General features: G+C 71.0%; 10 protein-coding genes. 6 read left to right on the forward strand and 4 right to left on the reverse strand.

Features of this window, described 5'->3' with window-relative positions:
* Window positions 1–58 precede the first annotated feature (58 nt).
* Genes ACFVW8_RS17340 through ACFVW8_RS17350 form a run of 3 tightly spaced genes read left to right on the forward strand, consistent with a single transcriptional unit; the run spans window position 59 to window position 2,709 of the window.
* Window positions 59–958, forward strand: coding sequence for a sterol desaturase family protein (locus ACFVW8_RS17340; RefSeq protein ID WP_389690739.1), 900 nt, complete (start codon window positions 59–61; stop codon window positions 956–958).
* The gene (locus tag ACFVW8_RS17345) at window positions 955–1,644 is read left to right on the forward strand and encodes a lysoplasmalogenase (RefSeq protein WP_389690741.1); all 690 of its coding nucleotides are present in this window, start codon (window positions 955–957) and stop codon (window positions 1,642–1,644) included. Before ACFVW8_RS17340 ends, ACFVW8_RS17345 begins: the two co-directional genes overlap by 4 nt.
* Before the next feature lie 21 nt (window positions 1,645–1,665).
* Window positions 1,666–2,709: a zinc-dependent alcohol dehydrogenase family protein gene (locus ACFVW8_RS17350; protein ID WP_389690743.1), complete on the forward strand. Its 1,044-nt coding sequence runs from the start codon at window positions 1,666–1,668 to the stop codon at window positions 2,707–2,709.
* On the opposite strand, the gene ACFVW8_RS17355 is transcribed toward ACFVW8_RS17350, so the two are convergent.
* On the reverse strand, window positions 2,699–4,120 hold the full coding sequence (locus ACFVW8_RS17355) for a CoA transferase (RefSeq protein WP_389690744.1): 1,422 nt from the start codon (window positions 4,118–4,120) through the stop codon (window positions 2,699–2,701). The genes ACFVW8_RS17350 and ACFVW8_RS17355 overlap by 11 nt on opposite strands.
* 81 nt (window positions 4,121–4,201) lie before the next feature.
* Complete coding sequence (locus tag ACFVW8_RS17360; protein ID WP_389690746.1) at window positions 4,202–5,734, reverse strand: S8 family serine peptidase; 1,533 nt, start codon at window positions 5,732–5,734, stop codon at window positions 4,202–4,204.
* A gap of 290 nt (window positions 5,735–6,024) precedes the next feature.
* On the opposite strand from ACFVW8_RS17360, the gene ACFVW8_RS17365 reads away from it, so the two are divergent.
* The 3 genes from ACFVW8_RS17365 (at window position 6,025) to moaA (ending at window position 9,202) form a co-directional block, all read left to right on the forward strand.
* Window positions 6,025–6,390, forward strand: a complete 366-nt coding sequence (locus tag ACFVW8_RS17365; RefSeq protein WP_389690748.1) for a DUF485 domain-containing protein — start codon at window positions 6,025–6,027, stop codon at window positions 6,388–6,390.
* A complete protein-coding gene (locus ACFVW8_RS17370; RefSeq protein WP_389690750.1) occupies window positions 6,387–8,024 on the forward strand; it encodes a cation acetate symporter in 1,638 nt (545 codons plus the stop codon). The genes ACFVW8_RS17365 and ACFVW8_RS17370 overlap by 4 nt, the downstream gene beginning before the upstream one ends.
* Window positions 8,025–8,212: 188 nt before the next feature.
* Window positions 8,213–9,202, forward strand: coding sequence for a GTP 3',8-cyclase MoaA (gene moaA, locus ACFVW8_RS17375; protein WP_389690752.1), 990 nt, complete (start codon window positions 8,213–8,215; stop codon window positions 9,200–9,202).
* A 6-nt stretch (window positions 9,203–9,208) separates the two neighbouring features.
* On the opposite strand, the gene ACFVW8_RS17380 is transcribed toward moaA, so the two are convergent.
* Window positions 9,209–9,454 carry a hypothetical protein gene (locus ACFVW8_RS17380; protein WP_384134920.1) on the reverse strand — a complete coding sequence of 82 codons (246 nt, stop codon included), beginning with the start codon at window positions 9,452–9,454 and terminating at the stop codon, window positions 9,209–9,211.
* Between the two features lie 261 nt (window positions 9,455–9,715).
* On the reverse strand, window positions 9,716–9,956 hold a 241-nt coding region (locus ACFVW8_RS17385), incomplete at its 5' end, for a DUF3099 domain-containing protein (protein ID WP_389690754.1).

Here is a 9,956-nt window from a genome sequence, read left to right on the forward strand (position 1 = left end):
GCATACTTGTTGGTAACAACGTCTATCCCGGGCCGGTCCGCCGCTCTACGGTGCAGACATGCCGACGAACCTGCCCGATGTAGTGCTCTGGTCCATACCGGCCTTCGTCCTGCTCACCGTCCTGGAAATGGCGCTCCACCACTTCCACCCCGACGAGGAGGCCGCCGGCTACGAGGCCAAGGACGCCGTCACCAGCATCACCATGGGGCTGGGCAGCCTCGCCTTCGACCTGCTGTGGAAGGTGCCCATCGTCGCGATCTACACGGCGGTGTACGAGCTGACCCCGCTGCGCGTGCCCGTCCTGTGGTGGTCCGTCCCACTGATGCTGCTGGGGCAGGACTTCTTCTACTACTGGTCGCACCGCGGACACCACGTCATCCGGATCCTCTGGGCCTGCCACGTGGTCCACCACTCCAGCCGGAAGTTCAACCTCTCCACCGCGCTGCGCCAGCCCTGGACGTCGCTGACCGTCTGGCCGTTCTACCTCCCGCTGATCGCCTGCGGTGTCCACCCGGCGGCGCTCGCCTTCTGCTCGTCGGCCAACCTCGTCTACCAGTTCTGGGTGCACACCGAACGCATCGACAAGCTGCCCCGGCCGTTCGAGTACATGCTGAACACGCCCTCTCACCACCGCGTCCACCACGCCTCACAGGGCGGCTACCTCGACCGGAACTTCGGCGGCATCCTCATCGTGTGGGACCGGTGGTTCGGGTCCTTCACCGCGGAGGCGGAGCGGCCCGTGTTCGGGCTCACCAAGAACATCGACACGTTCAACCCGCTGCGCGTCGCCACCCACGAGTACGCCGCCATCGCCCGCGACATCCGTGCGGCGGGCAGCTGGAGCGAGCGGGCCGGGCGGGTCTTCCGCGGGCCGGGCTGGCAGCCGGCCGGCGCGGGACCCGTGAGCGCCCGCGCGGCCGCTCCCGCATCGGCCTCCGCACCCGAAAGCACCGGATGACCGCCGGCCCTGCTCCGGACCGGCGGGAGCGTCTCGTACGCCCCCTGCTCATCGCCTTCCTCGCCGTCTGCGCCGCCGACCTCGTCGCGGTCCTCACCGACAGCGGAGTCACGCACCTCGTCGCCAAACCGCTGCTGATGCCCCTGCTGGCGGGGTACGCCGCCGCCCGGCGCGGGCCCCGGCCGCTGATCGCCGCACTGCTCCTCGGCTGGGGCGGCGACGTGTTCCTGCTGGCCGACGCCGACCTCGCCTTCCTCATCGGGATGGGCTGCTTCGCGGCCGGGCACCTCTGCTACCTCCGGCTCTTCGGACGGGCCCGCAGTGGCCTGCTGCCCGGCATCCTGTACGCGGCTGTAGCGGCCGTGTTCGTCACCCTGCTCTGGGACGGGCTGCCGGCCGGGCTGCGGATCCCGCTCGCGGGCTACAGCGTGCTGCTCACCGCCATGGCCTACCGCTCCACTCTCCTCGGCCGGTACGCCGCCGCCGGCGGTGCGCTCTTCCTGGTCTCCGACGGGCTGATCGCCACGGGTGTCGCCGACTGGCCGCAGGCGCCCGCACCCGATTTCTGGATCATGCTCACCTATGTGGCGGCGCAACTGCTGCTGACCCTGGGGGCGCTCGCGCCGGGTGCGCGCTGCGCCGGTGCCGGCCCCGGGGCGTACCGTGAGCGGAGTATCAGCATCTGAGATCAGCAAGGACCCCCACGCATGCGCGCCACCGTCATCCACGCCCCCCACGACATCCGCGTGCAGGAGGTGCCGGACCCGGCGATCCAACAGCCCACCGACGTGGTGCTGCGAGTCCTGCGGGCCTGCATCTGCGGCAGCGACCTGTGGGCCTACCGCGGTGAGTCCGCCCGGCAGCCCGGCCAGAGGATCGGCCACGAGTTCCTGGGGATCGTCGAGGAGACGGGCTCCGAGGTCAACGGCTTCGCCGCCGGCGACCTCGTCGTCGCCCCCTTCGTCTGGTCCGACGGCACCTGCGCCCACTGCGCCGAGGGCCTGACCACCTCCTGCCCGCAGGGCGGGTTCTGGGGTTCGGTCGGCTCCGACGGCGGTCAGGGCGAGGCCGTACGTGTTCCGTTCGCCGACGGCACGCTGGTCAAGCTGCCGGCCGCCGCGGCCTCCGACGACCACCTGCTCACCGCGCTGCTGGCCCTGTCCGACGTCCTCGGCACCGGCCACCACGCCGCCGTCGGCGCCGGAGTGAGGCCCGGCTCCACGGTCGCCGTCGTCGGTGACGGCGCCGTCGGCCTGTGCGGGGTCATGGCCGCCAAGCGGCTCGGCGCCGAACGGATCATCGCGCTCGGCCGCCACCAGGTGCGCACCGACATCGCCCGCGCCTTCGGCGCCACGGATGTCGTCGCCGAACGCGGCGACGCCGCGGTCGCCGCCGTACGGGAACTGCTCGGCGGCGAGGGCGCCCAGGCGGTGATCGAGGCCGTCGGCACCGAGCAGTCCATGCGCACGGCCGTGGAGATCACCCGCGACGGCGGCTCGATCGGCTACGTCGGCGTACCGCACGGCAGCGGCACCGGGCTGGACCTCGGCGTCATGTTCGACCGCAACATCGCGCTGCGCGGCGGCGTCGCCCCCGTCCGGACGTACATCCCGGAGCTGCTCCCCGACGTCCTGTCCGGCACCATCGACCCGTCGCCCGTCTTCGACCTGGCCATCGGCCTCGACGACGTCCCGGCCGGTTACAAGGCGATGGACGAGCGCACGGCGCTGAAGGTTCTCATCAAGCCGTGAGCCAGGCGGCCGTGTCCGCCCCGAGCGGCCCGGGCGGACGCGGCCAGTCGGCGGGTGACCCGTCGAAGGAGACCGGCGACCGCGCATGGCGCAGTCGGCCCAGCGGGCCGTCGGTCTGGGTGAGCCACTTCTCCGGGTCGTAGGGGCCGGCCTCCCCGCGGTCCGTTGAGGCGGGGATCTCGTCGGTCAGCCAGGCGGCGGTGCGGGCGAGCGAGAGGCCGACCAGCCGGGAGCCGCCCTCGTCGTGCTGCTCGGTCAGCGCCCGCAGCACGGCCGCGGCCAGCAGATAGCCGGTGCCGTGGTCCAACGCCTGGGCGGGCAGCGCCCCCGGCGGGCCGTCCTGCGCCCCCGGTGCGGTCTCCGTCGCCGCGATGCCGGTGGCGACCTGCACCAGGCTGTCGAAGCCGCGCCGCCGGGCCCACGGACCGTGCTGCCCCCAGGCCGACAGCTGCCCGATCACCAGACCCGGCCTGCGTGCGGCCAGGGACTCCGGCGTCAGGCCGAACCGGTCCAGCGCCCCGGGCCGGTAACCGGTGACGACGACGTCCGCCCCCGCCAGCAGTTCCTCGAAGGCGGCGCGGCCGGTACGGCTCGCCAGGTCGAGGGTCGCCGACCGCTTCCCGAACCCGGTGTCACCGTGTGCGTCCGGGCTCTCCGGGAGCTGCGGGGCGTCGATCCGCATCACGTCGGCACCGAGCAGCGCGAGCGTACGGGTGCCGACCGGGCCCGCGATGACCCGGGTGAGATCCAGGACGCGCAGCCCGGCAGCGGGCCGCAGCGGTGCACCGGTGAGTGCGGCGGTCCGCCGGACCGGGGCATCGCCGATCACTTCCCGCTCCACCAGCGGTACGCCGGAGAGTGCGAGGCGGCGCGGGTCGGCGGCCCACTCCCCGGGTGTTCGGGCGGCGACGGCCAGCCCGCCCGTGGCATACACCGTCTGCTCGATCTCGGCGGCCCGCCGCCCCTCGAACGACGCGGCCACCGCGGCCACGGCCGCGTCGTCGGCGGTGTCCGCGGACAGCCCGAGCGTGCTCAGCAACCGTGCCCGGTGATGCGGGTAGTTGGCGTGCGTACGGACCCAGCCGTCACCGGTACGCCAGAACCGGGACAGCGGGGCGAACGTCGTCGGGGTGCGGCCGTCGATGCGCAGATGGCGCTCGCTGACGAAGGCGGTGGCCACCGCACCGTCGTGGACCCGGACGCGTGGCACGGGCCCGCCGCCGCGGCGGGCCGTCAGCTCGGCGGCGCCCAGCGAGCAGACCGCGACCGCGGAGCGGGCGAGCTCCAGCACGGGCAGCCGGGCGGGCAGCAGCCCCGCCGGTCCTGTGGTCTCGACACGGGTGAGCAGCGCGGGGTCACCGCCGAGAGCGGCCCAGGCCTGCTCGGTGCCGGAGAGGGTGAGACGATTCATTCCCGCACTATGGCACCGGGTGCCATCCGCAGGACAGGGCGGTACGGGGGCCGGAGTCCACCGGCCCCCGTACCGGACCCGTTACCAGCGGACCGCGTCCAGGGCGTCCACCACACCGGCTCCGTAGAAGCCGTTGTGGTTCCTGCCGCCCTCGCAGACCGCGTCGACCGTGCCGTCAGCGTCGATGTCGTACGGGGCACCGCACGCGGTGGCATCGGCCTCCACCGCCAGCAGCGCCTTCACCGCCGCCGCCGACGCGTGCGGATGCCGTGACTTGATCAGGGCCACGACGCCCGCCACATGCGGGGATGCCATCGACGTGCCCGCCATGTAGCCGTACTCGCCGCCCGGCAGCGTCGACAGGATCAGACCGTTCGTCGCGGGGGGCTCGGGCGGCTGGTAGGCCGTCGAGTCGCCGCCCGGGGCGGCCACGTCGATGACGCCGTCCCCGTAGTTCGAGTACGAGGCCTTCAGCCCCTTCGCGCCCGTCGCCGAGACCGTCACGACACCCGGCAGCATCGCCGGGATGTCGAGGCAGGTCTTCGGGTCGATCGTCCGGGTGACCGGATCGGTGTCGTTCGGGCTGGACACGTCGTCGATCGCGTCGACCGCCAGATCCTCGGCCGAGTTGCCCGACGCGGCGACGTTGACCGTGCCCCTGCTCTCGGCGTACCGGGTGGCCCGGGCGACCGCCTCGACCAGGGCGCCCTGGTCCGGGTCGTCCTTGCAGTTGAACATCCACGGGTCGGTGTAATAGCTGTTGTTGGTGACATCCACGCCGTGCTCGGCCGCCCAGACGAAACCGCAGACGACGGCCTCGGTGTAGAAGAAGCCGTCCGGATTGCCCACCTTGATACCGGCGACCTTCACACCCGGCGCCACGCCCGTCACCCCGATGCCGTTCTTCGCGGCGGCGACGGTGCCCGCGACATGGGTGCCGTGCGGGCTCTCACCGGTCTTCGGGCGCCAGGAGCCGGCCGTGGTGTCCGGCGCCCCCGACACACAGTTCGCCGAGGCGTTCCGGTCGAAGTTCGGAGCGATGTCCGGGTGCGTGTCGTCCACGCCCGTGTCGATGACCGCGACCGTGACGTTCCGGCTGCCCAGCGACTTCTTGTGCGCCTTGTCCGCCTTGATGGCGGGCAGATCCCACTGCAGCGGCTCCATCGGGTCCTGGTCCGCGGTCGCCCGCGCCGCGGCGCTCCGCTCCTGCTCCGCGGTGAGCGGCTGCTCGACCCCGATGTCCTTGGTGGCCGTCGGGACGATCGGGTTGGTGCGGGTGGCGCCCGCGGACTCCACGCCCCTGACCTTGCGCACGGACCGTGCGAAGTCCGGGTTCTGCGAGTGGACGACGAGGACACCGATCCGGTCGTAGGCGATCACCACCGTGCCGCCGGCCCGCTCCACCGCCTTGCGCACCTGCTTGACGGTGCCGTGACCGCCCCGCGTGTTCACCACATACGACAGCTTCGGCCCGTCCGTCGCCGCCGCCGCGGGCCGGGCGTCCACCGGCGATGCGGTCGCGGCGCCGGCCGGCAGGAAGCCGAGCGAGACGGTGAGGGCCAATCCGACGGGCAGCACCAGTGCGCGCGTCCGTCTGGATCCCAGATGAGCCATGGGGTCTCCACTTCATCCGTGTCAGTCGACCGGACACGGGCGCGCCCAGTCGCGTACATGACGAGTGAAGCTATCGCCGATCATCCCGGCTCATCAATGAGTTCACGGCAACCCGTCTCCGCCGGAGCGTCCGAAGGAGTGACAGGGAGAAGACCGGAACAGCGGTGAACCGCTTCGCCACGCGCCGCGTGCCGTTGTCAGGGGAGGCGTACCACCACCCCCCGATATCGAGGTCCGCAGTGAAATCCACCGTCCCCACCACCACCGCACCCGCGTCGCGAGGAGATTCCGTGGCTACCGATGCACCGCCGCCCGAGGGCAGTACGGAGACAGGGCCGGCCCAGCCCACGACCGAGGCCTTCGTCGCGGAGCAGGCGAGCGCGGAATTCGGCGAACTGCGCCGCGCACACCGCTCGTTCGCCTTCCCACTGACCATCGCCTTCATCCTCTGGTACCTGCTGTACGTGCTGCTGTCCAACTACGCCGGCGGCTTCATGGGCACGAAGGTGTTCAGCAACTTCAACGTGGCCTTCGTCTTCGGCCTCGCCCAGTTCCTCTCCACCTTCCTCATCGCCTGGTTCTACTCGCGGCACGCCAACACGAAGCTCGACCCGAAGGCCGAGGCCATCAAGTCCCGTATGGAGGCCGACGCATGAGCGCCGCGTACCACTCCCACACCGCCGTGCTCGCCGCCTCCTCCACCACCGAGCACCGGCCGCTGATCATCACGCTCTTCGCGGTCTTCGTCGCGGCGACCCTCGGCATCACCGTCTGGGCGGGCCGGCAGACCAAGAACGCCTCCGACTTCTACGCCGGCGGACGGCAGTTCACCGCCTTCCAGAACGGACTCGCGGTCTCCGGCGACTACATGTCCGCCGCCTCGTTCCTCGGGATCGCCGGAGCCATCGCGCTCTTCGGCTACGACGGCTTCCTCTACTCGATCGGCTTCCTCGTCGCGTGGCTGGTCGCCCTGCTGCTGGTGGCCGAACCCCTGCGCAACTCCGGCCGCTACACCATGGGCGACGTCCTCGCCTACCGGATGCGGCAGCGCCCGGTACGCACCGCGGCGGGCGTCTCCACCATCATCGTCTCGATCTTCTACCTGCTGGCACAGATGGCAGGAGCGGGAGTTCTGGTCTCCCTGCTCCTCGGCATCACCAGCGACGCGGGAAAGATCCTCATCGTTGCGCTGGTCGGCGTACTCATGATCGTGTACGTCACCATCGGCGGCATGAAGGGCACCACCTGGGTGCAGATGGTCAAGGCCGTGCTGCTCATCGCCGGCGCCATCCTGATGACCTTCATGGTCCTGTGGAAGTTCGACTTCAACGTCTCCGACCTGCTCGGCACCGCGGCCGAGAAGAGCGGCCACGGCGCGTCGTTCCTGGAGCCCGGACTCAAGTACGGCGCCACCGGCACCTCGAAGCTGGACTTCCTCTCCCTCGGCATCGCCCTGGTCCTGGGCACCGCCGGCCTGCCGCACATCCTGATCCGCTTCTACACGGTGCCCACCGCAAAGGCGGCCCGTAAGTCCGTCAACTGGGCCATCGGCATCATCGGCGCCTTCTACCTGATGACGATCGCGCTCGGATTCGGCGCCGCGGCCCTCATCGGCCCGAAGGAGATCATCGCGAAGAACCCGGCAGGCAACGCGGCTGCTCCGCAGCTCGCCGAGTACCTCGGCGGAGTCGGCTCCACCGGCGGCGCCGTCATGCTCGCCGTCATCTCCGCCGTCGCCTTCGCCACCATCCTCGCCGTCGTCGCGGGCCTCACCCTCGCCTCCTCGTCCTCCTTCGCCCACGACATCTACGCCAACGTCATCCGCAAGGGGAAGGCCAGCGAGAAGGAGGAGATGCGGGCCGCGCGCTGGGCCACCGTCTTCATCGGTGCGGCCGCGATCCTGCTCGGCGCCTTCGCCCGCGACATGAACGTCGCCGGCCTGGTGGCGCTCGCCTTCGCCGTCGCCGCATCGGCCAACCTGCCCACGCTCCTCTACAGCCTCTTCTGGAAGCGGTTCACCACCCAGGGCGCGCTGTGGTCGATCTACGGCGGTCTGGCCAGCTCGGTGATCCTGGTGCTGTTCTCGCCGGTCGTCTCCGGAAACGAGAAGACCTCGATGTTCAAGGGCGTCGACTTCGCCTGGTTCCCCCTGGAGAACCCCGGCCTGATCTCGATCCCGCTGGGCTTCCTGCTCGGCTGGATCGGCTCCCTCCTGTCGAAGGAGGAGCCGGACAAGGGCAAGTACGCCGAGCTGGAGGTCAAGTCCCTGACCGGCATCGGCGCCCACTGAGAGCAGGAACCGAACCACAGGAGCCGGCTGCTCGTACGGCTCCTTCACCACGGCCGCGTCGTAGAGTCCTACGACGCGGCCGTGCCGTAACTCGTGCCAAACGGGCCCCTCCGATGTCACACCTCTCGCGTAGTCTCGAAAGAGTCAGCAACCGCAACCGGGAAATCAGCCGGAGGAGGGGGCCCACCGTGCTCATCGACACCTATGACCGGGTCGCCACCGACCTGCGCGTATCGCTCACCGACCGGTGCAATCTGCGCTGTACGTACTGCATGCCCGAGGAGGGCCTGCAGTGGCTGGCCAAGCCCGACCTGCTGAGCGACGACGAGATCGTCCGGCTCGTCCGCATCGCGGTCACCCAGCTGGGCATCACCGAGGTCCGCTTCACCGGCGGCGAGCCGCTGCTGCGCCCCGGGCTCGTCTCCATCGTCGAACAGTGCGCGGCCCTGGAGCCCCGCCCGAGGATGTCGCTCACGACCAACGGCATCGGCCTGAAGCGGACCGCCGCCGCGCTCAAGTCCGCAGGCCTGGACCGGGTCAACGTCTCGCTGGACACCCTGCGAGCCGACGTCTTCAAGACCCTCACCCGCCGGGACCGGCACCGCGACGTCCTGGCCGGCCTCGAAGCCGCGCGGGACGCCGGCCTCACCCCGGTCAAGGTCAACACCGTCCTGATGCCGGGACTCAACGGCGACGAGGCACCCGACCTCCTCGCCTGGGCCGTGGACAACGCGTACGAGCTCCGCTTCATCGAGCAGATGCCGCTCGACGCCCAGCACGGCTGGAAGCGCGACGGAATGATCACAGCAGGTGACATCCTGACGTCGCTGCGCACCCGCTTCGACCTCACCCCGGAGGGCGAGGACGAGCGAGGCTCCGCCCCGGCCGAACGCTGGCTGGTCGACGGCGGACCGCACCGGGTCGGCGTCATCGCCTCCGTCACCCGGCCGTTCTGCCGGGCCTGCGACCGCACCCGGCTCACCGCCGACGGGCAGGTGCGCACGTGTCTGTTCGCCCGTGAGGAGACCGATCTGCGCGGCGCACTCCGCTCGGAGGCGCCGGACACGGAGATCGCCCGGATCTGGCGGCTCGCGATGTGGGGCAAGAAGGCCGGATCCGGTCTGGACGACCCGTCGTTCCTCCAGCCCGACCGCCCGATGTCGGCGATCGGCGGGTAGCGCACCTCAGGGCCTGTCCGGCGACTCCCACTCCGCCAGCGTCACCACATCCTTCAGGAAGCCCCGCACATCCAGGAACGAGGAGAGATGCTCCCGGTGCTCGTCGCAGGCCAGCCACGTCTTGCGGCGCTCCGGGGTGTGCAGCTTCGGGTTGTTCCAGGCAAGCACCCACACGGCGTCGGCACGACAGCCCTTGGCGGAGCAGACGGGGGCTTCGGCAGCGTTCTCGGCCGCGGATTCAGGGGAGTTCACGGACTCAACCCTAGAGCCTTCGATTCGGCCGGCCGCAGGGGAGCGGCCGCCTGACGCATCCCCTGCCGGAGAAAAGGCGACGCCGAGCAGCCACGGGGGGAGCTGCCCGGCGTCGGTCCGTCGCTCCGACGGGGGATGCGGAGCGCTTTTGAAGTATGTCACGCAGACCGGGGTGCAGTGCACTGGAACTACATGATTGATCTGAGCTTTTCTTGAGCTTGGGCCCGTCGTGGTCCGGCCGTACGGGCCCGGCGGTACGGCTCAGCCCTGCCCCTGCGGATCGGGGGAGCGGAAGACCTGGTCGGATCCCGGGGCCGGTTCCGCAGGGCCTGCCACCGGAGCGGCCCCGAGCACCGGCCGCGTCGGGGCCGGGACGAACGTCGAGGGCAGCGAAGGGGTGTTCTCCCGCCCGGCGTTGGCGATCACGACGGCGACGTACGGGAGCAGCACGCCCAGTGCCAGCCCCACGATCGCCACATAGCGCTCCACGTTCCACAGGGCC

Source organism: Streptomyces sp. NPDC058221, assembly GCF_042882365.1.
In the GTDB taxonomy this organism is placed as follows: domain Bacteria; phylum Actinomycetota; class Actinomycetes; order Streptomycetales; family Streptomycetaceae; genus Streptomyces.

What these genes read in the sequence shown, in the direction of transcription:
- ACFVW8_RS17355 (WP_389690744.1), bottom strand. Translation starts at nt 4,120, where the DNA reads ATGAATCGTCTCACCCTCTCCGGCACCGAGCAGGCCTGGGCCGCTCTC.
- ACFVW8_RS17340 (WP_389690739.1), top strand. Translation starts at nt 59, where the DNA reads ATGCCGACGAACCTGCCCGATGTAGTGCTCTGGTCCATACCGGCCTTC.
- ACFVW8_RS17345 (WP_389690741.1), top strand. Translation starts at nt 955, where the DNA reads ATGACCGCCGGCCCTGCTCCGGACCGGCGGGAGCGTCTCGTACGCCCC.
- ACFVW8_RS17360 (WP_389690746.1), bottom strand. Translation starts at nt 5,734, where the DNA reads ATGGCTCATCTGGGATCCAGACGGACGCGCGCACTGGTGCTGCCCGTC.
- ACFVW8_RS17350 (WP_389690743.1), top strand. Translation starts at nt 1,666, where the DNA reads ATGCGCGCCACCGTCATCCACGCCCCCCACGACATCCGCGTGCAGGAG.
- ACFVW8_RS17370 (WP_389690750.1), top strand. Translation starts at nt 6,387, where the DNA reads ATGAGCGCCGCGTACCACTCCCACACCGCCGTGCTCGCCGCCTCCTCC.